This window comes from Clostridium pabulibutyricum, from assembly GCF_058242705.1.
Genome location: NZ_JBZAYZ010000009.1, coordinates 18,845 through 42,023, shown reverse-complemented (window position 1 = coordinate 42,023; position 23,179 = coordinate 18,845). Strand labels below are relative to the sequence as shown.

Genomic DNA, 23,179 nt, shown 5'->3' with positions numbered 1-23,179 from the left:
TCATGTATGAATATTTGGATAGAAGATATGCTCTTGCACTTTATCAAATTGCAGATGAAAAGGGAAAAGTTGAGAAGTGTCTTAATGAACTTAAAGAAATATTGGAACTTGTGAAGAGTCAACCTAAGCTGGTCAAGATTGTAGAACATCCAGAGATAAGTGTATCAGAAAAGAAAAAAATATTTGACAGCATTTTCAAGGACAAGATCGATGAAGATATTTTTAGGTTTTTGGAATTCCTTATAGAAAAAGATAGAATAAGTCAGCTTGAAGGCAACATTAGAGAATTTGATAACATATATCTTGAGAAACATAATACGCTTATAGCTGAAGTAAAAACTGTAGTTCCAATGACTGAAGATGAGAAGGATGCATTGATTGAAAAACTTGAAACAAAGTACAAAAAAAAGGTATTGATAAAATCTGAGCTTGATCCATCAATAATAGGCGGTGTATATGTAAATATAAACAACAATATTATAGATGGAACTATAAAGTCGAAGCTTTTAGAAATGAAAAAAATAATGCTTAAGAGAGATTAGAGGTGAGCCTATGAATATAAAACCTGAAGAAATAACTTCAATCATAAAAGATGAAATACAGAAATATGAGAAAAAAATAGAAACCGTTGATTCAGGTAAGATAATTCAGATTGGTGATGGTATTGCCATAGTTTACGGTCTTAACAATTGTATGGCCAACGAACTTCTTGAATTCCCAAATGATGTGTATGGCATGGCTTTGAACCTTGAACAGGATAATGTAGGATGTGTACTCCTTGGCTCCGAAGAAGGAATAAAAGAAGGAGATGTAGTAAAGAGTACAGGAAGAGTTGTAGAAGTACCTGTAGGGGATGACATGATAGGAAGAGTAATAAATGCTCTTGGAAAACCTATTGATGGAAAAGGGCCTGTAGATGAATCAAATACCAAACCTGTTGAAATTATAGCTCCTGGAGTTATAGAGAGGCAGTCTGTTAAAGAACCGCTTCAAACGGGACTCAAGGCAATAGATTCAATGATACCAATTGGAAAAGGTCAAAGAGAATTGATTATAGGTGACAGACAGACTGGAAAGACAGCTATTGCGACAGATACCATAATCAACCAAAAAGGAAAAGATGTAATATGTATTTATGTGGCTATTGGACAAAAACAGTCTACAGTTGCACATATAGTTAACGACCTGACTGAAATGAATGCAATGGATTATACAATAGTGGTATCTGCTACAGCATCGGATCCAGCACCACTTCAGTATATAGCACCTTATGCAGGTTGTACCATTGGTGAGTATTTTATGAACAATGGTAAGGATGTTCTTATAATATATGATGATCTTTCAAAGCACGCCGTTGCTTATAGAGAGATGTCTCTTTTACTTCGAAGACCGCCAGGAAGAGAAGCATATCCAGGAGATGTATTTTATCTTCATTCAAGGCTTCTCGAGAGAGCTGCAAAGCTTTCAGATAAGCTTGGGGGAGGATCTCTTACTGCACTCCCTATAATAGAGACTATGGCAGGAGATGTTACGGCATATATACCAACTAATGTTATTTCCATAACTGATGGTCAGATATTCCTTGAAACTGAACTTTTTTATTCAGGCCAGAGACCTGCAATAAATCCAGGAATATCTGTATCCAGAGTTGGGGGTAATGCACAAATTAAAGCTATGAAGCAGGTAGCAGGTACTTTAAGACTCGATCTTGCACAGTACAGGGAACTTGCATCATTTGCTCAATTTGGTTCCGATCTTGATAAAGAATCCACAAGAAGGCTTGAAAAAGGAAAGAGACTTACAGAAATATTAAAACAGCCTCAGTATAAGCCAATGCCTGTGGAAAATCAGGTAATTATACTATTTGCAGCCAGCAGAAATTACCTCATGGATGTACCCGTTGAAAAAATCGTAGAGTTTGAAAGCGAGTTTTTAGACTATATGGATACGCACCATAAGGAGATAGGTCAGGAGATAGTTGACAAGAAAGTTATATCGGATGAATTAAGCGAGAAAATAGGCAAAGCTATAGAAGAATTCAAAAAGATATTCTTGGCTTAGCAGGCAGCATTTTCTTTTCAGGAGGTGAAATATGTCAGGAGCAGGACTTGTTGGAATAAAAAGAAGAATAAAATCTGTAACCAGTACACAGAAGATAACCAATGCCATGTCACTTATAGCTACTGCCAATCTTAGGAAGGTTAGAAAAAAGCTTGAAGTTAACAACAAATATCATGAGATTTTCAGCAGTATAGTTGATGAGTTCGTAAGTGAAGCATTGAATAATAATATATATATTGGTGGAAATGGAAGCAAAAAGAAGCTTTATATATGTTTGAATTCTGATACTGGATTATGTGGTGGATTCAACAGTAATGTTGTAAATGAACTGAATTCGAAAATATCAAATGACATAGAAAATTCGGTTATTATATCCGTAGGACAAAAGTCTGGGATATATCTAAAAAGGTTTCATTACAGTGCTGAAGCAGAGTATGTGGACATATCGGATGTACCTACCATAAAAGAAGCGAGTACAGTAGTATACAAGGCGTTGGATTTATATAAAAATGGAACGGTTGGAGAAGTAAATGTCATATATACACGATTTGTTTCACCGGTAAGGCAGAGTGTTGTATCTGAGAAGATACTTCCTCTTCAAAAACACAAGGAAGATAAGCACAAGGTTCTGTTGAACTTTGAACCGGAAGTTGATGAAATGATTGATAATGTGATTGTTTCCAATCTAAAACAGGAAATGCTTAATTATATGATTAACTCCAAAGCCAGTGAGCAGGCGTCAAGAATGACAGCTATGGATGGAGCAACTAAGAATGCAAATGAATTGTTGGATTCATTGAATCTTAAATATAATAGAGAAAGACAAACTGCAATAACGCAAGAGATAACTGAAATAGTTGGAGGGGCGGAAGCCCTTAAGTGAGGAGGGATATAGATGCCTAATATAGGTAAAGTTGTTCAGGTTATAGGACCTGTAGTAGATATAAAATTCAGTCCAAACAACCTTCCTAATATATATAATGCGATAAATATAAAAAAAGGTGATGCGGAAGTTGTTGCCGAGGTTGCACAGCATTTAGGCGATGATATAGTGAGAACCATATCCATGGAAAGTACAGATGGCCTTGTAAGAGGAATGGATGCAGAGGATACTGAAGCTTCCATATCGGTACCGGTAGGTGAGCCTGTTTTAGGAAGACTTTTTAACATGCTTGGAAAACCGATTGATGAAAAGGGAGAAGTGGAAACAGATAAATATTATCCTATTCACAGATCTGCCCCTAGTTTTGAAGATCAATCCGTCAAGCCGGAAATGTTTGAGACAGGAATCAAAGTTATAGATCTTCTTGCACCATATCAAAGAGGTGGAAAGATAGGACTGTTTGGTGGTGCAGGTGTTGGTAAAACGGTTCTTATACAGGAACTTATAAACAATATAGCAAAGCAGCATGGAGGACTTTCTGTATTTACAGGTGTTGGAGAAAGAACAAGGGAAGGAAACGACCTTTATTACGAAATGCAGGATTCAGGAGTTATAAACAAGACAGCTCTTGTATTCGGTCAAATGAATGAACCGCCTGGAGCCAGAATGAGGGTTGCACTTACAGGTCTTACAATGGCTGAATACTTTAGAGATAAGGGGCAGGATGTACTTCTTTTTATAGATAATATATTTAGATTTACACAGGCAGGTTCTGAGGTTTCGGCACTTCTTGGAAGAATACCTAGTGCCGTTGGTTACCAGCCTACACTTGCAACTGAAATGGGTGCTCTTCAGGAGAGAATAACTTCTACAAAGCAGGGATCAATTACATCCGTACAGGCAGTATATGTTCCAGCGGATGACTTGACTGACCCGGCACCAGCTACGACGTTTACACATTTGGATGCAACTACTGTTCTTTCAAGATCCATAAGTGAGATAGGTATCTATCCGGCAGTTGATCCTCTTGAATCAACGTCCAGAATACTTGATCCTAGAGTTGTAGGAAAAGAACACTACAAAGTTGCATCTGATGTAAAACATATATTGGAGAGATACAGTGAACTTCAGGATATTATAGCAATACTTGGTGTTGATGAACTTTCAGAGGAAGATAGGCTTGTAGTTGTAAGGGCAAGAAGAATACAGAGATTTTTGTCCCAGCCGTTCTCGGTTGCAGAGCAGTTTACAGGGTATCAGGGCAAATATGTTCCTATAAAAGATACAATAAGAGGTTTCAAGGAAATTCTCGAGGGAAAATATGATGAACTTCCAGAAACAGCTTTTCTGTTCAAGGGAAGTATAGAGGAAGTTGTTGAAGCTGCCAAGAGTATGAAATAATATCAATTTTGGAGAAGGAGATTAATATGTCAGAAACTTTAAAGTTAACTATACTTACTCCAGAGAGAGATTTTTACAGTGGAGAAGTGGTAGAAGTAGTAACAGAAAGTGTAGTTGGTGGTATTGCTATTCTTCCCAATCATATGCCTTTGATAACTACTCTTAAACCTGCTGATACTGAAATTACTCAAAAAGACGGCAAAAAACTCAAGGCGTTTACTTCCACTGGAATACTCGAGGTAAAAAACAATGAACTCAGAATTCTTTGTGATGACTGTGAATGGCCTGAGGAAGTAGATAAAAAAAGAGCTGAAGAGGCTAGGGTGAGAGCTGAGAAAAGGCTGCAAACCCGGGATAAAGGAATAGATGTAAAGAGAGCACAGATGGCACTTGCAAGGGCCCTGGCTAGAATTAATCTAAAATAAAAGAAAAAAGCGTATTGACAGATTTTGTCGGTACGCTTTTTTATGTGGAATTAAATTTTCACAATTTAATATCAAAATTATATATTGGTATTAGGAATAATTATTATTTTATGCTTTGTAGTTTGAATTTATGATACAAACGTATATACTTCAGTGAATATTATGTTCATATATGTCCATAATTCTAAAAAGGACAGGGGGATTTTATATGAACAAAAAAATCGTTTGCATAATTATATCTTTTATTATAGTTATCACATGTATATCATTTAAAGCTTTTGCATGCAAAATTGATACTCAGGAAGAAAATCATTTCCAAAATATACTTTTTAAGAATAAAAAATCATATCAAGGAAAAAATATGGATGTATTTAGTAGTATTATTGCTTCATGTTCTGGTAAAACAGTAGAATATGGAGTTACGGTGCAATTTGATACCTTCGACTCAAGACAAGAAATAGCAAATCATATATTCAATAAATTCAATGTTAATAATAAACTTGAAAAACAGACTTCTTTGAATGACGAAAGTTATTCTATAAAATTTCATGGAAATTCTATGGATGGTTATATAGAAAGCATAAAGTACGATGACCATAATATTGTGAAAGTAGATATAATAAAGCACGATAAAAAATATTTGCTTAGACAATTTAATTCCTATGTACATTCCAGGATGAAAGACTTTTCAAATGATATTAGATATTTTCAATATGTAAAGGTAAAAACAGAAGACAAGGATATTAAGAAAACCTATGATAAATGTGCCGGCACTCTGAGAAAGATTGGAACTGCCTATATAAATACAGATGCCCTGGAAAATGGATATACATCTACTGCATATACAGGGAGATATGAAAGTATTAAGAGCGGTGGAGAAGATATTGACTTTAATTTTGCAGTTGTTAAATATTCTACGGGCATTTATGTAGTAATGGGAACACCTGAAATAATGGAAACTTACTAAAGACTTGTTTGAGAATTGTATAAAAAACATAATAAAAATTATAGAATGGAGGACAATTCATGAGTAAGATAGTAGTTAGAGGTGGAAATAAACTTCACGGGGAAGTTAATATAAGTTCAGCCAAAAATTCTGTTTTACCTATTATAGCCGGATGCATATTGAGTGGGGATAAATGTATAATAGACGATGTTCCAATGCTTGAAGATGTATTTGTTATAAGTGATATCCTGAAAAGTATTGGCGCTGAAATAGATATAGACAGAAGCCTGGATAAGATAATAATAAATACTGCAAATATTGAAGATTCAATGCCTGACAGCAGTCTTGTAAAAAAGATGAGGGCTTCATTTCTCATAATGGGTCCTATGTTGTCAAGGTTTGGGCATTTTAAGCTTTCACTTCCAGGTGGCTGTAATATTGGAACACGGCCAATAGACCTTCACTTAAAAGGATTGAGCGCCCTTGGAGCAGAGATAAATGTTGGCCATGGATATGTAGAGGCCAGAACTGAGAGACTTAGGGGCAATAATATATATCTTGATTTTCCATCTGTCGGCGCCACGGAAAATATAATGATGGCGGCCGTTATGGCTGAAGGAGAAACTGTAATAGAAAATGCTGCAGAGGAACCTGAGATAGGAGATCTCGGCAGATTTTTAAATAATATGGGAGCAAATATAATAGGGGCGGGTACCGATACCATACGAATAATAGGAGTAAAAGATTTAAAAGGAACTACCCATAAACCTATAAGTGACAGAATAGAGTGTGGCACATTTATGATTGCAGCGGCAATTACGAGGAGCAAGCTTAAAATAAATGGTGCAAACATTGAATATTTAAAGCCCATAATTGCAAAACTCACTGAAACCGGTATATATATATATCAGGAAGGAAACGGAATAGTTGTTGATGGGGATAGAAGAATGAACCCTATAGACGTAAAAACAATGCCGTATCCAGGGTTTCCAACGGATATGCAGTCCCAGATAACAGGACTTTTATGTACGATTCAAGGCACAAGCATAATAACGGAAACTATTTTTGAAAACAGGTTTATGCATGTTGCAGAAATGAAAAGAATGGGAGCTAATATAAAGATAAACGGAAGAAGTGCGGTTATAGAAGGCGTTCCAAGACTTACAGGAGCTGAAGTGAGGGCTACAGATTTAAGGGCTGGGGCAGCATTGATACTCTGTGGACTTTCAGCAGAGGGAGAAACCGAGATATCCGACATATACCATGTGGATAGAGGATATGTCAATATAGAAAAAAAACTGAAAGCACTGGGTGCGGATATTGAAAGAATAAGCTGAGTTTATGTAGTAGTAATATTATTTTGATTGCTCTCATAGAAATTATTATAAGGTATATATATGCTTGGAGAGGAGTCAAATGAAGAGAAATAGTTTATCAATATTAAAAAACACTATTTTACTGATTATCATGTGTTCAACATTTGTTATAGCTTTATCTTTTTTTATAGTCGGTCCAGGTGGAAACATTGGAAAATCGGATAATAAAACAGTTAGAAATAGTTATAATCAAAAGATATCAGTATATATAACTAAAAAGGGGAAAACAGAAGATATGAATCTTGAAGATTATGTAACTGGAGTGGTATCGGGAGAAATGCCGGCGGAATTTTCAGACGAGGCTTTAAAGGCTCAAGCAGTTGCGGCAAGGACTTTTGCTGCTGCACATATGGAAGTGTATGGAGGTAGAAAATATAATGGCAATACAGGTGCAGATGTGTGTGATACTGCGAAATGTCAGGTATTTATGCCAAAAAGCGAAAGATTTGAAAAATGGCCTGAAAGTAAGAGAAAGATGTACTGGGATAAGATAAAAGATGCAGTTGACTCGACTAAGGGGCAAGTACTTGCCTATAATGGAAAGCTAGTCATGGAACCGTACTATTTTGCTGTAAGTTCGGGCAGGACAGAAAGTTCACTTTCTGTTTTCAACAGAGATGTAAAGTATCTCAAGAGTGTTAAAAGTTTTGGAGATGAAAAGTCGAAGAAGTATAAAACATATAAGTATATTGATAAAGATCAGTTCATACAAAAAGTAAATTCAAGTTATAAGGGTGCAAATTTATCAAACAGTAATCTTGAAGATTTGGTGTCTATAAAAAGCAGGAATGAGGGAGGCTCTGTAAAAGAGATAAAACTCGGTGGAATTACTATATCAGGAATACGGTTCAGGAGTCTTATGGAGCTTAATTCGTCCAATTTTAATATAGGGTTCAAGGGAGAAAATGTGGTTATTGAATGTTTGGGATATGGACATGATGTTGGCATGAGTCAGTGGGGTGCAGATGCCTTGGGAAAGCAGGGAAAAGACTATAAGTATATATTATGTCATTATTATACGGGAGTTAAGGTTGAGAGCCTCAGCGACGTAGCAAAAAAGTAAATATAATTTAGAATTTTTTTCAACACAGCCTTGGCGCTGTTTTTTTTTACAAAAAAATTTATAAAATATGTATTTTTTGTAATTCACTGGACAAACTACAAAAAGGAGGTGTTGATATGAATAAAAATTTTATGAAGAAGTCATTTGATTTTTTAAAGAAGGAGGGTTTTTATGTAATTCTGTTTATTTGTCTGTGTGTTGCAGCAACCGCTGCGATTTTGACTGTTAGAAATGATAGAAATCAGAATGCAAATAAAGTGTCTGTTTCACAACAGAATAAGAACAGGGAAACTGCAAAAGTGGAAAGTAAACATGATAATGCCCTTCAAGTAAAGAAAAATAATAGTACTAAGAAAGAGACAAATTCCAACATGAAAAAACAGGAGCCTTCTGAGAAGGTATCAGCTTCCGTGAGTACTGATTTTCAGAAGCCTGTAGCGGGAAACATAGCAAGGGGCTATTCCAAGGATCCGGTGTATTGGGATTCAACAGGAAGTTATAGACCAAATCTTGGATATGATATACAGGCAAAGATAGGAACTCCGGTTTTCTCGGCAATGAGTGGAACAGTGGAAGAAGTTAACAAAAGCACCCAGGATGGTGTGGAAGTTATAATAAACCACCAGAACGGGCTCAAGACAGTTTACTCAAATCTGGATTCAAATTTGAAAGTTTCTGCAGGGCAAAGTATTGCAAAAGGTCAGGTAATAGGAACTGTTGGAAATACAACATTGAGATCCGCTTATGAAAAATATGGTGATCATCTTCATTTTGGAGTTCTGAAAGGAAATGAATTTGTAGATCCAGCAAGATACATCAAGTATTAAAACTAATATTTGATAATATAATATAAAATTGTAAATATATTCAAATAAATATAAATTAAATTTAACATCAAGGATTATAACTGTAATCTTAGTAAAGGAGTGATGACAGTTGAAGGACTATATTGAAGAAAGGGTTTTGGATGTGGCCAAATATATAATAGGTTCCAAGGCCACAATAAGAAAAACGGCAAAGGTTTTTGGAGTCAGCAAAAGCACCATACATAAAGACATGACAGAAAGACTTCCAAAAATAAATCCTCAAATTGCCAAACAGGCAAAGATGATATTGGATTATAATAAGGCTGAGAGGCACATTAGAGGTGGAAATGCAACTAAAATGAAATATAAAGCTATTGAAGGTTAAAAACATTCCTATTATAATTATAATTATAATGCAATTAATATAGATATAAAAATCACAGTACAAACACAACGAAATGAATAGTAGGAGTGAAAAAGGAATGTTTTTTAGTATAGGAACTGATATGGGAATTGATTTGGGTACTGCCACAGTCCTTGTTTATATTAAGGGGAAAGGTGTAGTATTGAAAGAACCATCCGTAGTAGCGATAGACAAGAATCAGAATAAGGTACTTGCTGTGGGAGAAGAAGCATGGCAGATGATTGGAAGAACTCCAGGAAATATTGTAGCAATACGTCCGCTTAGGGATGGTGTAATATCCGATTATGATGTAACTGAAAAAATGCTTAAATATTTTATAGAAAAGGCTTGTGGTAAAAAAAGAACTACTCCAAGGGTAGTGGTTTGTGTACCATGCGAAGCTACTGAAGTTGAAAAAAGAGCCGTAATCGATGCAGCACAAAATGCAGGGGCAAAAAAGGTATTTTTAATAGAAGAGCCGCTTGCTGCCGCCATAGGTGCAGGAATAGATATAACCAAACCGGAAGGGAATATGGTAATTGATATAGGTGGTGGAACAACAGATGTAGCAGTTATTTCTCTCGGAGGAATTGTAGTTAGATCATCAATCAAAGTTGCAGGAGACAAGTTTGATGAAGCAATAATGAAATTCATAAGAAAACAGCGAAAACTTATGATAGGTGAAAGAACTGCGGAAGAGTTGAAGATAAATATAGGATCGGCATTTGACGGAAGTGATGATGGAATGGAAATAAGAGGTAGAGATCTCGTCACTGGACTTCCTAAAAATATAAGAGTGACCTCGGATGAGATGAGAGAGGCACTTAAAGATACTATAAATGCAATAGCCGATACTACTCATGCAGTACTTGAAAAAACTCCTCCTGAACTTGCTGCTGATATAGCAGATAAAGGCATTATAATGACTGGAGGAGGAGCTTTGCTGAATGGATTGAATGATCTTATACACAACACTACAAATGTGCCTGTGTATGTTGCAGAAGATGCAGTATCATGTGTAGCTCTTGGAACAGGAAAAGTACTTGAATATCTTGATAAAATGGAGATTACGTTTACTGGAGATGATATAACTATTATTGATTAAATTAAGAATCTAATTTATTAGTAAATTTTCTAATAAGTTAGATTTTTTAACTAATATATTTTATCTGAGTTTTCATATAGGTTATATGCATGTGTCAATGAGTCAAGGATTACCTTTGACATGGATAAAATAAGATTTAGACGTATGTTGTTGGAACTGCTGAACAAATTCCTATTTGCATTTGAATCCACGATACCTATTATGGAAGCCTCTCCGACATTTGGAAGTGATTTTCCAACACCTTTTCCAGGATGGACAGGAAAATCCCTTATTTGGATTTCTCCTATACTTTCAGTATCACCAAGGCAGGCATCTATCCCAAGAATGTTACAGTTTTTGTGTTTCAATTTGATTTCATCAAGTTTTCTATTGATATTCAGGGCATGTATAGGTTCTTGTATTGTACCGTAGACAGGAAGAGGAAAATGTTTATATGTAAGTAATGTACCTACCATAGGTCCAAGGCAGTCACCTATGTATCTGTCTGTACCGATACACACTAGGATTGTATTTTTACTTATATAATCTTTTAAAAAATTCCCTAGTTTGTGATATACCAATGGATTTGTATACTTTGCTTTTATTTTGTTCACAATGTCACCTCTTTGATTAAGCTTTTTATTTTTTCATGTATGATCCGTGTTTTTAAAAAGTCATATATAATCTATATGATTGCTTGATTCAAATTAGAATACTACAAAAAAAATGACACTTGCAAAGGTATGATTTTGTGAGAAAAAACAAGTAATACAGAGTAAATAAAGGATGTTTATCAAAATATAAGAAAAAATAGAATTTGAAAAAAAGCCAACTACACGTTATACTAACATACGTTAATGTATTTGCTGCTTTGTACGGCAGTTGATTTAAAGTAGTGAATAGGCTGGCATAGCTCAGATGGTAGAGCAACTGACTTGTAATCAGTAGGTCGTGGGTTCGATGCCTACTGCCAGCACCAAATTTGGAGGAATTCCCGAGTGGCTAAAGGGGGCAGACTGTAAATCTGTTGTCATCGACTTCGATGGTTCGAATCCATCTTCCTCCACCAAGTATTATGGGCGCATAGCTCAGCTGGGAGAGCATCTGCCTTACAAGCAGAGGGTCACAGGTTCGAGCCCTGTTGTGCCCACCATTAATTATGGATTTTGGTTTTAATGTAACAAGTGAATAAGCTGGCATAGCTCAGATGGTAGAGCAACTGACTTGTAATCAGTAGGTCGTGGGTTCGATGCCTACTGCCAGCACCAAATTTGGAGGAATTCCCGAGTGGCTAAAGGGGGCAGACTGTAAATCTGTTGTCATCGACTTCGATGGTTCGAATCCATCTTCCTCCACCATATAAAAAACACTAGTTGGTGTTTTTTATTTTACAATTTAAAACTCTTATCGAGAGAGGTGGAGGGAAAGGGCCCTATGAAACCCGGCAACCAGTAATTTTACTAAGGTGCCAATTCCTGCAGTTTTTCTGCGAGATAAGAGAGTTGATATGTTTATTGACCTCTTCTTATGAAGAGGTTTTTTATTTTATACAGATGGAGGTAAAATTATATGAGAAAGTTATTCACTTCTGAGTCGGTTACAGAAGGACATCCAGATAAAATGTGCGATCAGATATCAGACGCAATACTTGATTCCATACTGGCACAAGATCCTGATGGAAGAGTAGCTTGTGAAACAGTGACTACTACAGGGATGATTATGATTATGGGAGAAATATCAACTAAGTGCTATGTTGACATTCCAAAGATAGTCAGAAAAACTGTAAAAGAAATAGGTTATACTAGAGCTAAATACGGTTTTGATTGTGATACTTGTTCTGTAATATCTTCAATAGATGAGCAGTCTTCGGATATAGCAATGGGAGTAAATGAAGCTTTTGAGGCTAAATCAGGAGAAATGGACAAAGTAGATGCAGTAGGTGCCGGAGATCAGGGAATGATGTTTGGATTTGCTACAAACGAAACTCCGGAATATATGCCTCTTCCAATAAATATGGCTCATAAACTTTCAAAAAAGTTGGCTGATGTAAGAAAAGACGGTACACTTTCATATTTGAGGCCTGATGGAAAGACTCAGGTTACTGTAGAATACGAAGATGACAAGCCTGTGAGAATAGACACGGTTGTAGTTTCATCACAGCATGATCCACATGTAACTCAGGAGCAGATAAGAGAGGATATAATAGAAAAAGTTATAAAACCTATAATACCTGCAAAGTTTCTTGATGAGAATACTAAATATTTTATAAATCCTACAGGAAGATTTGTCGTAGGAGGTCCTCAAGGTGATTCGGGACTTACCGGAAGAAAGATAATAGTAGATACTTATGGTGGATATGGAAGACACGGCGGAGGAGCATTTTCCGGAAAAGATCCAACCAAAGTTGACAGATCGGCAGCATATGCTGCAAGATGGGTGGCAAAAAATCTTGTTGCAGCAGGTGTTTCTGATAAACTCGAGATACAGCTTGCTTATGCCATAGGAGTTGCAAAACCTGTGTCTATAACGGTAGATACATTTGGAACGGGGAAAATATCGGATGACAAGGTTGTTGATATAATAAATAAAACCTTTGATTTAAGACCGGGTGCAATCATTAGAGAACTTGATTTAAAAAGACCTATATATAGACAAGTTGCGGCATATGGACATTTTGGAAGAACGGATTTGGATGTACCTTGGGAACAATTGAACAAAGTAGATGATATAAAGAAATATTTGTAAATAAAAGCACGTACCTTTAAGGGACGTGCTTTTGATATGTTATAATGAAATATATTAATAGTATTTTGAGAAATAGGGGAGCTTTATGGAAGAAATACAGGGAATTATAGATGATGTAGTATTTCATAATGATGAAAATGGATATGTGGTTGCCAAATTGAAAAATAAAAGTGGTATTGTAACAGTAGTGGGAAACCTCCCGTTTATTATGGAGGGACAGAATTTGAAACTTACTGGTGAGTGGGTTCTGCATCCTAATTTTGGCCAGCAGTTCAAGATAAAATATTCCGAGGAAGTTGTACCTGATACTACAGTCGGCATTGAAAGATATCTTTCATCAGGGGCGATATCAGGAATAGGTCCGGTTACTGCGAGAAAGATAGTTGAAAAGTTCGGCAAAGAGACACTTTATATAATGGATAATCACATTGACAGGCTTAGAGAAATAGAGGGGATAGGACAGAAAAAGATAAATCTTATATGTGATTCCTATTCAAAACAAAGTGAAGTAAGAAATATAATGATTTTCCTTCAGACATATGGTATAAGTGCAAATCAATGCGTAAAAATACATAAAAAATTTGGAGCGTCATCTATTGATGCAGTAAAGAAAAATCCATATGTTTTAACAGATGAGATAGCAGGGATAGGCTTTAAAATTGCAGACAGGATAGCCAGAAGCCTCGGTATAGAAGCAAATTCACCTTTTAGAATTCAAAGTGGACTGAGATATTTGGTAAACAAGTTTTGCAATTTCGGAAATACGTATATGCCGCTGGAAAAGCTTGTGTCTGAGGCTGAAAGCCTTATGGGTACGAACAAAGAAGATGTTGAACAAAATATATATGACAGTTCGCTTAAAGGAAAGCTAAAACTTGAAAAGTCAGGGGAGAAAATATGTGTTTTTCTTCCTGTGTACTATTATTGTGAGTTGAGTGTTACAAAAAAAATACTTTATCTTGAATTCAGCAAATATGATAAAATTGAAATTGACATTGAAAAGGAAGTTTGTGATTTTGAAAAAGCCAGCAATATAGAATTTGCGGCTTCTCAGATAGAGGCCATAAAAGGTGCCTTTGAAAATGGAGTTGAGATAATAACAGGGGGACCTGGAACCGGAAAGACTACTATAATAAACTGTATAACTGGAATATTTGAAAAGCTTGGGTTCAAGGTTATGATGGCTGCTCCAACCGGAAGGGCGGCAAAGAGAATGTCCGAATCTACAGGGAAAGAAGCAAAGACAATACATAGACTTCTTGAAATGGGAGTTTCGGGAAGCGATGAGGAAGCATTTTTTTCAAAGGGAGATGGGGTGCCTCTTGAATGTGATGTTGTTATAATAGATGAAGCTTCCATGATAGATATAATGCTTATGGATAGTCTTTTAAAGGCCATTTCACCTGGAACAAGGGTTATAATAGTTGGAGATGCATATCAGCTTCCCTCTGTTGGTCCTGGTAATGTGCTTCGAGATTTTATCTCCAGCGGTTGTATAAAGGTTATAAGGCTCAAAGAAATATTCAGACAGTCCAAAGAAAGTATGATTATAGTCAATGCACATAGGATTAATTCTGGAGAAATGCCTTTTATCAATGTAAAGGATAAAGATTTTTACTTTATAAAAAGGATGGATCAGAATGAAGTTCTGAATATTCTAATTCAACTTGTTGACAAAAGGCTTCCAAAGTTTAACAAGTCCTGGAATAAATTAAAAGATATTCAGATAGTATCCCCCATGAGGAAAGGACTTCTTGGAGTGTTCAATTTAAACAAGAAGCTTCAGGAAACATTAAATCCTGAAAAAGAGGGAAAAAATCAGAGAAAGCTTAGAGATGTCATGTTCCGTGCAGGTGACAAAGTGATGCAAATCAGAAACAATTATTCTTTAAAATGGACTTCTGTATCGGAGGATGGAGAAGAAGGACTTGGAGTATTCAACGGGGATGTTGGTTATATATACAGCATAGACAATGAAAATAATACTGTAACTGTGGTATTTGATGATGACAGGAAAGTTGTATATGACAATATGTATTTGGATGAGATTGAGCTTGCGTATGCAATGACTATTCACAAAAGCCAGGGGAGCGAATTCCCGGTAATTATAATGCCGGTGTTTATGGGATCGAATTTTTTAATGAACAGGAATTTGCTGTACACCGCGGTTACAAGAGCAAAGCAGATGGTTGTTCTTGTAGGGGATGTAAAGGCGCTGAAGTTTATGATAAATAATAATAAAAGTTTTGAGAGATATTCGTTATTAAAAAATAGAATAATGGATATAATGGAGAGTGAAGACAATGTTTCCATGGAATAAGGTGAGTTTTATGGAAGAAAACAAAAATATAAAACGAATAATATCAAAATGGATCAGAAATAATGACAAATTTTTAAATATAATATCTGTTCCATACAATTCAACTGAAATATTTATTGAAGTGATAGAGCAATGCCTTTTGAAGGGCAAAAAGATATTGTACATAACGGATGAAAATAAAAACAATGCCAGTATAGTGTCAAATATAAAAAAATATCTTGACTTAAGACATTTTTTATACATAGACAATATAAAAAATAAGATTAAGTTTAACTTTAAAATTTGTAGTTATGATGCAGCTGAGAATTTATCCGGGAATTTTGACCTTGCTATTTATGATGATATAAGCAAGTTTTCAATTAGAAGCAAAAATGATATATTGTCAATATTAAATAAGCTTGGCAGTGTATGCAGAAAGATAATATGTTATTCAATTGAAAAGGTACATGAAAATGCCGTGTATGCCGTGATGCCGCTTAATGGCAGCAGTGTACCAATGATAGAACCGAGAACGGTACTTACAAGGCTTGACATAAATAAAGAAATTCCCTTTGTTGTATATGATTATATAAAATGGTCCGTAAAAATGAAAAGAAAAGTTATGATATGTGTTCCGGACGAGGAGAAGATATCTGGAGTTTCAAAATATATGGAACAGTATTGCAGAAGTTTTTTTAAAAACACAATTTGTTTAAATGATGAATTTGATAAAGAGTCAATTTCGAAATTTGAAAATGCAGAAAGTGCAGTATTTGTTACAAACCATTTTGAATGTTTTGTACCCGGATTGAAACATATTGATATAATGGTATATTTTGCAGACAATAAACACTTTAGTTATAAAGATTTTATATATTTGTGTGGAAGTGTGCAGAGAGGAGAGGAAAATTTAAAAGGAGAGGTTGTGTTTTTGGCAAATTGTGATACGCTGAATATGGAGAAGGCCAGAAACATAACTAGAAATTTTAATAAAAAAGCATGGGACATGGGATTGTTAAGTGTATAAAGTTCATATGGGATTGTGTACTTTCGGTTATATATTGTGATGATCAAAAATGCGCTGCCTGCGGCAGGGAAATTTTTGATGAAGGTGCTGTGCTGTGCCCGGAATGTAGAAAAAATGTTTCCATTTGCAGAGACAGTGTGGAAATATCATATCGAAATGAGAAACTTTGCTGTTACAGTGCGGCGTATTATTCAGGAACTATGATGCAGCTTATAATAAAACTTAAATATAAGTCCTCATTTAGAGCTGGAAAAGTTATAGCGGATTACATGTACAGGACGATAAAATTTAACAATATTCATTTTGAGGCTATAACATATGTTCCAATGATGTCTAAAGATATTAAAAAAAGAGGGTATAACCAGGCTGAATATATCGCACGTATTTTGGGTGATTATACTAAAAGACCTGTGCTTTCATGTCTTATAAAGGTCAAAAATACAAAAGACCAGATCGGCTTGAGCAAAGGTGACAGGTGGAGGAATATTGATGGAAGCTTTGAAGTCGTTTTGAAAAAACTTGTTTGTAATAAAAATATTTTGCTGGTTGACGATGTTTTGACAACTGGTGCTACAGTATTTTTTTCAGCACTTGAACTCAAAAAAAGTGGAGCGCGGAAAATTGTTGTGTTGACTGGTGCTAAAAGTAAGGTATAATTATAATGTCAAGTTAGGTTTGTGGTTGAAAGTCGATGCCAGTCGCAGGCGAAACGATCCACGTAAGCTGGATAAAATATCTAGTGAGCATGGTGCGGCTTAGAAACAAGTCCTGCCGTATATTAAAATACGAGAGAATGATTAGTGACAGGTTGAATCCGGGTAGCAAAAGTTCCAGCAGGCGAGTGTGGGGTCAAAGACCAGGTCAACTAACTTGACCTATTTTGTGTTATTTAAAATAATAGGATTATTTTGTAAATGTATATAAGGAAAAGATTTTTATGGTGGTGATAATTGTAGAGCTTTTTATGTTAAACGTTTACCAAGAAGTATAGTATGCAATTCAGAAAGGGTCAGGTTGAGGGGGTGTTGAATATGAGTCAACAAAATGGAAATACACGTAAAGGCAAAGTTTTTAATGCAATATGTGAATCCTCAAAAAAATTTGCATTAGATAATCTAAGTGATATGAATAAGATAGGGCTGTCGGCTATGGATATATCGGCAAACCTCAAAATTGACAGAACTAATGTTAGTAGAGAACTGAATAATTTGGTTAGAGAAAAAGTAGTAATCAAAATTTTAGGAAAGCCTGTTTTGTATCTGTCAAAGAAGGTTATAGAGACTATTTTGAATACAACTGTTAATAAATGTATATTTTTGAATAAGAGAGAATTTGTGAATTTTTTAAAAAAATATACAATGGATGCTGATACTTCATTAAACGGTTATAAAAGCGAAGGCAGTACAGCTGCTGCTGAAGACAAGCACAGTAGCAAAAAAGATTTGGTGAGCAAAATTTTTAATAGTATAGTAGGAGCAAATTACAGCTTGAAAAATCAAATAAAACAAGCTGTGGCTGCGATAATGTATCCACCAAGTGGATTGCATACATTGCTTGTAGGACCAACAGGCGTTGGTAAAACTACATTTGCGGAAATTATGTACAGGTATGCTGTAGAAGCTGATATATTAAAACCAAAATCGCCATATGTAATTTTTAATTGTGCTGATTATGCAGGAAATCCTCAATTATTGTTATCATGTTTGTTTGGTCATATTAAGGGTGCCTTTACAGGTGCAGACAGAGATAAGGGTGGAATAATTGATTCCGCGGATGGTGGAATTTTGTTTTTAGATGAAGTTCACAGGCTTCCTCCGGAAGGTCAGGAGATGCTTTTTTCATTAATGGACAGAGGAAAGTTCAGAAGATTAGGAGAATCGAGCAGCATTCATGAAGCAAGGGTGCTTATTATAGCAGCTACCACTGAAGAGATTGACAAGGCAATTTTAAATACTTTTTTAAGGAGAATACCTTGTTTAATTGAGATACCTGGATTAAAAGAAAGATCTTTGAACGAAAGAATGGAACTCATATGCAGTTTTTTTGAAGATGAGTCCAAAAAAATCGGAGTACCTGTTACTGTTTCAACAGAGGTATTAAAATTGTTTTTGCTCTACGATTGTCCTGGGAATATCGGACAATTAAAAAACGATATACAGATAACTTGTGCCAATGCATTTGTAGAATATGTTACTGAAAGTAGAAATAAAATTTATATAAAATTATCTCAAATGACAGACAGAATTAAAGAAGGAATTTTTACGCTGGATAAAAAGCGTGAAGAAATAATTCAAAACTTTGATATGGATGCCGTTAAAGATTTAACATTTGATGGAAAAAATTTTAAAGCAGATAATAATTTCAGAAAGATGATAATACATGATTGTTACAGAACAGCCGGAGACTTTTATAAAAGTATATTAAGTAACTCTAGAAAATATTTTCAACAGGGAAAACCAATAGTGGAAATAAAAAAAATTATTAACAGTCAAGTCGACACGTATTTCAACAAACACAGTCATTCCAATGTTGTTATGGAAGACAGATCAATTTTCAAATTGGTACCCAAAAAAATAGTTGATGTAGTAAAGGGGATATTGCAAGATGCGGCAAAGAATTTGAATATGCGTATAGATCAAAAGATTATATACAGTTTATCATTACACATAGAGACTTTAATAGAACGGATAAAAACAGGAAGCTATATTTATAAAAATGATAATTTGGTGGATTCTGCTAAATTTCTGGATGAATATAAAATTTCTGAAAATATCAGATATAAATTGGAAAGAGAATTAGATATTAACATTCCAGAAGAAGAAGCTGCTTTTATTGCAATGCTTTTATATGCCTTAAAAACAAACAATACCAAAAGCAATATAGGAGTGGTGGTTCTGGCTCATGGAGATTCTACTGCAAGTAGTATGGCAAAAGTGGCAAATGAACTGCTTCAAATAGATACTGTTAAGGCTATAGATATGCCGCTAAAAGAGACTGTTAATGAAACATTAAACAAGGCTGTTAATTTAGTCAAACAGCTTGGAAAGTCTGAAGTTCTGCTTTTAGTTGATATGGGTTCGCTGGCAACATTTTCTGAAAGAATTACGAAGAAAACAGGAATAGTAGCTAGGACAGTTAAGATGGTAACTACTCCTATGGTTATTGAAGCAGCAAGAAAAGCAATGGTACCAAATATGGATTTAGAGTCATTGGTTGGAGAGGTAAACAGTATAAGTTCCTTTATAGGACAGGGTATCAAGATTAATGAGGAATCTGGTAATTTGAAAGACAAAGAAAATGATTATGTGCGGCAAAGTGAATATGATTATTTTGACTATAACAAAGATAAAATGATGGATCTGTTAGATGGAGTGCTTACTTTTTTGAATCCGCGAAAAACTTATTTGCTGTTGGATAAGGTGTATAAGATGATTTTGGAAGACTTGAAAATTAAGAAGGACAGCGGCTTAAAAATAAAATTTATGTTTCATTGTATGAGTATGATTGAAAGGGTAATATGTAATGAAACTCTTCAATATAACAATTTAATGAATTTAGTAAAAGATAAAAGGAATATACTGGAAAATGTCAAATCAAATTTTAAATTTGTGGAAAATGCATTTGGAATTTTGATACCAGAGAGTGAATTTGCATATATCGTTGAAATGTTAGCTATATACATTTAGGTTTCCAAGTTAGTACTGTCATGCTGAATAATTGGTATGGCAGTTTTTTTATAAAAGTATATACCTTTGACACAGTTAGTAAATTATAAAATCACGGCACACATTTGTTTATCCATGGCACATTCCTAAAAGTGACACAGTATGGAAGTTTAAGTGGAAATTACGACACACATTTGTTGATGTGTAAATTATATTTAGAAGATTTATAACACCTAAAGGGTATTACTTTGGGGATCTAAGATATTATAGATTGGCTTGGCACACATTTGCACATATAATTGGCATTGTATTTGCTCATAAATATATAAAACAGGAGGTGATGACATGATAGGAGTATTAATTGCCACTCATGGAAAGATGGCAGAGGGTATTCTTGATAGTGCCGAACTTATTATAGGAAAACAGGATAATTGCAAAGTTCTAGCTTTACATCATGGAGACAACATTGAATTATTTGGTGAATCGATTAAAAATGCAATTATTGAGTTGGATAAGGGCGATGGTGTATTGGTGTTTACAGACTTGTTTGCTGCTAGTCCTTATAATCAGACGGCAGTAAATTATAAAAAGTTAAAAAAATGTAAATATAGATCAATTACAGGTGTAAATCTTCCGATGCTCATCGAAGCATTGAGCGAAAGAATGCTTGGCAAAGAGCTCGATGAGATTACTGCATCAGTTATGAAAGCAGGAAAAGAAGGAATTAAAGAATTGTTTTACGAGTTAAAAAAAAATAAAAAATGGAGGAGATAGAAATGGCGGAAATTGTATTAGCACGTATTGATGACAGACTTATTCATGGACAAGTAATGACTGCTTGGCTTCAGTATTCTGGAGGTAATCACATTGTTATTGTGGATGATGAAACAGCTGAGGACAGCTTCTTAAAATCTGTTTTGTCGATGTCAATTCCAATAGGAGTCAAATTGGACATATTTAATTGCTTGGATGGTGCAGAATTTCTTAAAAATTTAAATGACAACAGCAAAGTAATTATTTTGGCGAAAGTTCCCGAGACATTTTTTACGTTAATAGAAAATGGAGTAAATTTAAAACAAATTATTATTGGAGGTATGGGAGCTAATCCGAATAGAAGCAAGTTTTATAAAAATATTTCTGCATCAGATAATGAAAGAGAGACATTTAAAAAGATTATTGCATCCGGAACTACTCTTACAATTCAGGTTATCCCGGATCAAAATCCTATTAATGCAGAGCAATTTTTAGCTCACTGAATATTAGGTGATTTAAATTGATATTTTATGACATGGGGAACAAATGAATAAGTCGAAAAGGTTTATAAAAAAATTTGAAAGGCAGGGAATGTTTATGCACGTTAGTTTATGGCAGGCAATATTGATTGGACTATTATATTATTTAGGGTTTAATGGAACACCATGGCTTAGTAATGTAGGTACTACAGTTGTTAACAGACCGTTAGTTGCTGGAACAATAGTTGGACTTATTTTGGGAGATCCGGTGAAGGGATGCATTATTGGAGCTGCAATTAACTTACCGTATTTAGCATATATTTCGGCGGGTGGAACTATTTCAATGGATATAGGACTGGCAGGGACTGTTGGAACAGCATTTGCTCTTATATCAGGGGTTACTCCACAAGTTGCAATTTCTATGGCTGTACCTATTGGGTTGCTTGGAACAATGCTTTTTGTACTTAGAATGACAGTTGATATTTCTTTTGTGCACATGGCTGATAAAGCGGCAAAGGAAGGCGATGTTAATAAAGTTATATTTTTCAACGTAGTGCCTCCGCAATTATTCCTAGCATTCATAACAGTTGTACCAGTTACATTGATAGTGTATTTTGGCTCCGGTGCAATATCAACAATTATTAGTTCTTTGGGAGGTACTCCATTGCACATACTTACAGTAATCGGAGGAGTATTGCCTGCTTTAGGTATAGCTATGAATTTGAAGGCAATTGGCCGCAGGGGAATATTATTATTTTTCATGATTGGATTTATATCAAGTGTATATTTAAAGCTGCCAATTATAGCTATATCGATAATTGGATTTATAATAGCTATGCTATATACTGAACTTTCAATAAGTAAACAGGGGGTGGCTTAAATGAAAGAGGAAACTAAAAAGAATGGTTTGTTGAAGAAAAGTGATGTTGTTAAATCATTTTGGCTGTGGGCATTTTTCTCTGTCTCGAATTACAACTATGAAAGATTGATGGCTAATGCATTTGTTCATGCATTGTCGCCGGTATTAAAGAAATTATATGGAAATGATGAAGAAGAAATGAAAAAAGCACTTCAGAGACATTTGGTATTTTATAATACCGAACCTCATTTTGGTAGTATAATCGGTGGAATGACTGTGGCAATGGAAGAGCAAAGGGCGCAGGGACAGCCGATTTCAGACAAAATGATCAATAGTTTGAAAACCGGTTTGATGGGACCTATAGCTGGTATTGGAGATACACTTTGGCAGGGTACGTTGATTCCTATTACAGTATCTTTTGGAATTAGTATTGGAGCAACTGGAAATTTGCTGGGACCACTTTTCTATGCTACTGTCATGCCTGGAATTATGCTTGTACTTGCATATAACTTATGGATGAAGGGATATATATTGGGACGTGAAGGGGTTCAAAAGTTGCTCGCAGGAAACATGCTTCAGAAGGTTATGAGTACGGCTCAGACTATGGGTGGAATTGTTTTGGGGGGACTAGCAGCTAGTTTTATTACATTGTCATGTCCATTGAAGTTTAAATTGGGAACTACTACATTGGCAATACAAACAGGAGTATTGGATAAACTGTTATTGGGATTGCTGCCATTAAGTATGACTTTCCTTACACTGTTTTTATTAAAAAAGAAGATGAAATCGACAACAGTATTGCTGGTACTTACAGTTATTGCTGCAATTGGTGCTGCAATAGGAATTTTTTGAAAGAATGACGTAAGCTTTATAAGCAGCAAAAGTATATTTATGTTGTAAGGTG

21 protein-coding genes, 5 tRNA genes and 1 riboswitch are annotated in these 23,179 nt (G+C 35.0%); of the genes, 25 read left to right on the top strand and 1 reads right to left on the bottom strand.

Annotated features, from left to right (window positions below):
* Nucleotides 1-2: 2 nt before the first annotated feature.
* From AC4CVH_RS10605 to AC4CVH_RS10555, 11 genes are all read left to right on the top strand, one after another.
* Complete coding sequence (locus AC4CVH_RS10605; RefSeq protein WP_490787730.1) at nt 3-542, top strand: F0F1 ATP synthase subunit delta; 540 nt, start codon at nt 3-5, stop codon at nt 540-542.
* Nucleotides 543-552: 10 nt separating this feature from the next.
* Nucleotides 553-2,061: a F0F1 ATP synthase subunit alpha gene (atpA, locus tag AC4CVH_RS10600; protein WP_490787729.1), complete on the top strand. Its 1,509-nt coding sequence runs from the start codon at nt 553-555 to the stop codon at nt 2,059-2,061.
* A gap of 31 nt (nt 2,062-2,092) precedes the next feature.
* The gene (gene atpG, locus AC4CVH_RS10595; RefSeq protein WP_490787728.1) at nt 2,093-2,944 is read left to right on the top strand and encodes an ATP synthase F1 subunit gamma; all 852 of its coding nucleotides are present in this window, start codon (nt 2,093-2,095) and stop codon (nt 2,942-2,944) included.
* Between the two features lie 12 nt (nt 2,945-2,956).
* Complete coding sequence (gene atpD / locus AC4CVH_RS10590; RefSeq protein WP_490787727.1) at nt 2,957-4,345, top strand: F0F1 ATP synthase subunit beta; 1,389 nt, start codon at nt 2,957-2,959, stop codon at nt 4,343-4,345.
* Between the two features lie 26 nt (nt 4,346-4,371).
* On the top strand, nt 4,372-4,770 hold the full coding sequence (locus AC4CVH_RS10585) for a F0F1 ATP synthase subunit epsilon (RefSeq protein ID WP_490787726.1): 399 nt from the start codon (nt 4,372-4,374) through the stop codon (nt 4,768-4,770).
* Nucleotides 4,771-4,978: 208 nt separating this feature from the next.
* The gene (locus AC4CVH_RS10580) at nt 4,979-5,737 is read left to right on the top strand and encodes a hypothetical protein (RefSeq protein WP_490787725.1); all 759 of its coding nucleotides are present in this window, start codon (nt 4,979-4,981) and stop codon (nt 5,735-5,737) included.
* A 59-nt stretch (nt 5,738-5,796) separates the two neighbouring features.
* Complete coding sequence (gene murA, locus AC4CVH_RS10575) at nt 5,797-7,053, top strand: UDP-N-acetylglucosamine 1-carboxyvinyltransferase (protein ID WP_490787724.1); 1,257 nt, start codon at nt 5,797-5,799, stop codon at nt 7,051-7,053.
* A gap of 79 nt (nt 7,054-7,132) precedes the next feature.
* The gene (gene spoIID / locus AC4CVH_RS10570; protein WP_490787723.1) at nt 7,133-8,155 is read left to right on the top strand and encodes a stage II sporulation protein D; all 1,023 of its coding nucleotides are present in this window, start codon (nt 7,133-7,135) and stop codon (nt 8,153-8,155) included.
* 116 nt (nt 8,156-8,271) lie between these two features.
* Entirely contained in the window at nt 8,272-8,982 is a 711-nt protein-coding gene (locus tag AC4CVH_RS10565; RefSeq protein ID WP_490787722.1) for a peptidoglycan DD-metalloendopeptidase family protein, read from the top strand.
* A 109-nt stretch (nt 8,983-9,091) separates the two neighbouring features.
* On the top strand, nt 9,092-9,346 hold the full coding sequence (gene spoIIID, locus AC4CVH_RS10560; protein WP_490787721.1) for a sporulation transcriptional regulator SpoIIID: 255 nt from the start codon (nt 9,092-9,094) through the stop codon (nt 9,344-9,346).
* A 97-nt stretch (nt 9,347-9,443) separates the two neighbouring features.
* Nucleotides 9,444-10,469, top strand: coding sequence for a rod shape-determining protein (locus tag AC4CVH_RS10555; protein WP_490787720.1), 1,026 nt, complete (start codon nt 9,444-9,446; stop codon nt 10,467-10,469).
* 50 nt (nt 10,470-10,519) lie between these two features.
* On the opposite strand, the gene yyaC is transcribed toward AC4CVH_RS10555, so the two are convergent.
* Nucleotides 10,520-11,062 (bottom strand): spore protease YyaC, encoded by a 543-nt coding sequence (gene yyaC / locus AC4CVH_RS10550; protein WP_490787719.1) that lies wholly within the window; start codon nt 11,060-11,062, stop codon nt 10,520-10,522.
* Nucleotides 11,063-11,351: 289 nt separating this feature from the next.
* Here yyaC and AC4CVH_RS10545 point away from each other — a divergent pair.
* The 14 genes from AC4CVH_RS10545 to AC4CVH_RS10480 all read left to right on the top strand — a co-directional run bounded on the left by AC4CVH_RS10545 (nt 11,352) and on the right by AC4CVH_RS10480 (nt 23,127).
* Nucleotides 11,352-11,427: transfer RNA gene (locus tag AC4CVH_RS10545), tRNA-Thr, on the top strand.
* A 5-nt stretch (nt 11,428-11,432) separates the two neighbouring features.
* Nucleotides 11,433-11,517: transfer RNA gene (locus AC4CVH_RS10540), tRNA-Tyr, on the top strand.
* 8 nt (nt 11,518-11,525) lie between these two features.
* Nucleotides 11,526-11,601: transfer RNA gene (locus tag AC4CVH_RS10535), tRNA-Val, on the top strand.
* 39 nt (nt 11,602-11,640) lie between these two features.
* Nucleotides 11,641-11,716, top strand: a tRNA-Thr gene (locus AC4CVH_RS10530).
* Nucleotides 11,717-11,721: 5 nt separating this feature from the next.
* Nucleotides 11,722-11,806 (top strand) — tRNA-Tyr (locus AC4CVH_RS10525).
* Between the two features lie 43 nt (nt 11,807-11,849).
* Nucleotides 11,850-11,948: riboswitch (SAM riboswitch) on the top strand.
* A 69-nt stretch (nt 11,949-12,017) separates the two neighbouring features.
* Nucleotides 12,018-13,193, top strand: a complete 1,176-nt coding sequence (gene metK, locus AC4CVH_RS10520) for a methionine adenosyltransferase (RefSeq protein WP_490787718.1) — start codon at nt 12,018-12,020, stop codon at nt 13,191-13,193.
* Nucleotides 13,194-13,278: 85 nt separating this feature from the next.
* On the top strand, nt 13,279-15,513 hold the full coding sequence (gene recD2 / locus AC4CVH_RS10515; protein WP_490787717.1) for an SF1B family DNA helicase RecD2: 2,235 nt from the start codon (nt 13,279-13,281) through the stop codon (nt 15,511-15,513).
* A gap of 10 nt (nt 15,514-15,523) precedes the next feature.
* Complete coding sequence (locus AC4CVH_RS10510; protein WP_490787716.1) at nt 15,524-16,519, top strand: hypothetical protein; 996 nt, start codon at nt 15,524-15,526, stop codon at nt 16,517-16,519.
* Nucleotides 16,492-17,175, top strand: a complete 684-nt coding sequence (locus AC4CVH_RS10505; RefSeq protein WP_490787715.1) for a ComF family protein — start codon at nt 16,492-16,494, stop codon at nt 17,173-17,175. Before AC4CVH_RS10510 ends, AC4CVH_RS10505 begins: the two co-directional genes overlap by 28 nt.
* Nucleotides 17,176-17,550: 375 nt before the next feature.
* On the top strand, nt 17,551-20,205 hold the full coding sequence (locus AC4CVH_RS10500; protein ID WP_490787714.1) for a sigma-54-dependent transcriptional regulator: 2,655 nt from the start codon (nt 17,551-17,553) through the stop codon (nt 20,203-20,205).
* A 324-nt stretch (nt 20,206-20,529) separates the two neighbouring features.
* Nucleotides 20,530-20,958 carry a PTS sugar transporter subunit IIA gene (locus AC4CVH_RS10495; RefSeq protein WP_490787713.1) on the top strand — a complete coding sequence of 143 codons (429 nt, stop codon included), beginning with the start codon at nt 20,530-20,532 and terminating at the stop codon, nt 20,956-20,958.
* Nucleotides 20,959-20,960: 2 nt separating this feature from the next.
* On the top strand, nt 20,961-21,440 hold the full coding sequence (locus AC4CVH_RS10490; RefSeq protein ID WP_490787712.1) for a PTS sugar transporter subunit IIB: 480 nt from the start codon (nt 20,961-20,963) through the stop codon (nt 21,438-21,440).
* A gap of 43 nt (nt 21,441-21,483) precedes the next feature.
* The gene (locus AC4CVH_RS10485) at nt 21,484-22,296 is read left to right on the top strand and encodes a PTS mannose/fructose/sorbose/N-acetylgalactosamine transporter subunit IIC (RefSeq protein WP_490787711.1); all 813 of its coding nucleotides are present in this window, start codon (nt 21,484-21,486) and stop codon (nt 22,294-22,296) included.
* Nucleotides 22,297-23,127, top strand: coding sequence for a PTS system mannose/fructose/sorbose family transporter subunit IID (locus AC4CVH_RS10480; protein WP_490787710.1), 831 nt, complete (start codon nt 22,297-22,299; stop codon nt 23,125-23,127).
* The last annotated feature ends 52 nt before the right edge of the window (nt 23,128-23,179 follow it).

Bases quoted from the DNA above. Each gene is read 5' to 3' on its own strand.
- AC4CVH_RS10605 (WP_490787730.1), top strand. From the start codon at position 3: ATGTATGAATATTTGGATAGAAGATATGCTCTTGCACTTTATCAAATT.
- atpA (WP_490787729.1), top strand. From the start codon at position 553: ATGAATATAAAACCTGAAGAAATAACTTCAATCATAAAAGATGAAATA.
- atpG (WP_490787728.1), top strand. From the start codon at position 2,093: ATGTCAGGAGCAGGACTTGTTGGAATAAAAAGAAGAATAAAATCTGTA.
- atpD (WP_490787727.1), top strand. From the start codon at position 2,957: ATGCCTAATATAGGTAAAGTTGTTCAGGTTATAGGACCTGTAGTAGAT.
- AC4CVH_RS10585 (WP_490787726.1), top strand. From the start codon at position 4,372: ATGTCAGAAACTTTAAAGTTAACTATACTTACTCCAGAGAGAGATTTT.
- AC4CVH_RS10580 (WP_490787725.1), top strand. From the start codon at position 4,979: ATGAACAAAAAAATCGTTTGCATAATTATATCTTTTATTATAGTTATC.
- murA (WP_490787724.1), top strand. From the start codon at position 5,797: ATGAGTAAGATAGTAGTTAGAGGTGGAAATAAACTTCACGGGGAAGTT.
- spoIID (WP_490787723.1), top strand. From the start codon at position 7,133: ATGAAGAGAAATAGTTTATCAATATTAAAAAACACTATTTTACTGATT.
- AC4CVH_RS10565 (WP_490787722.1), top strand. From the start codon at position 8,272: ATGAATAAAAATTTTATGAAGAAGTCATTTGATTTTTTAAAGAAGGAG.
- AC4CVH_RS10555 (WP_490787720.1), top strand. From the start codon at position 9,444: ATGTTTTTTAGTATAGGAACTGATATGGGAATTGATTTGGGTACTGCC.
- metK (WP_490787718.1), top strand. From the start codon at position 12,018: ATGAGAAAGTTATTCACTTCTGAGTCGGTTACAGAAGGACATCCAGAT.
- recD2 (WP_490787717.1), top strand. From the start codon at position 13,279: ATGGAAGAAATACAGGGAATTATAGATGATGTAGTATTTCATAATGAT.
- AC4CVH_RS10510 (WP_490787716.1), top strand. From the start codon at position 15,524: ATGGAAGAAAACAAAAATATAAAACGAATAATATCAAAATGGATCAGA.
- AC4CVH_RS10505 (WP_490787715.1), top strand. From the start codon at position 16,492: ATGGGACATGGGATTGTTAAGTGTATAAAGTTCATATGGGATTGTGTA.
- AC4CVH_RS10500 (WP_490787714.1), top strand. From the start codon at position 17,551: ATGAGTCAACAAAATGGAAATACACGTAAAGGCAAAGTTTTTAATGCA.
- AC4CVH_RS10495 (WP_490787713.1), top strand. From the start codon at position 20,530: ATGATAGGAGTATTAATTGCCACTCATGGAAAGATGGCAGAGGGTATT.
- AC4CVH_RS10490 (WP_490787712.1), top strand. From the start codon at position 20,961: ATGGCGGAAATTGTATTAGCACGTATTGATGACAGACTTATTCATGGA.
- AC4CVH_RS10485 (WP_490787711.1), top strand. From the start codon at position 21,484: ATGAATAAGTCGAAAAGGTTTATAAAAAAATTTGAAAGGCAGGGAATG.
- AC4CVH_RS10480 (WP_490787710.1), top strand. From the start codon at position 22,297: ATGAAAGAGGAAACTAAAAAGAATGGTTTGTTGAAGAAAAGTGATGTT.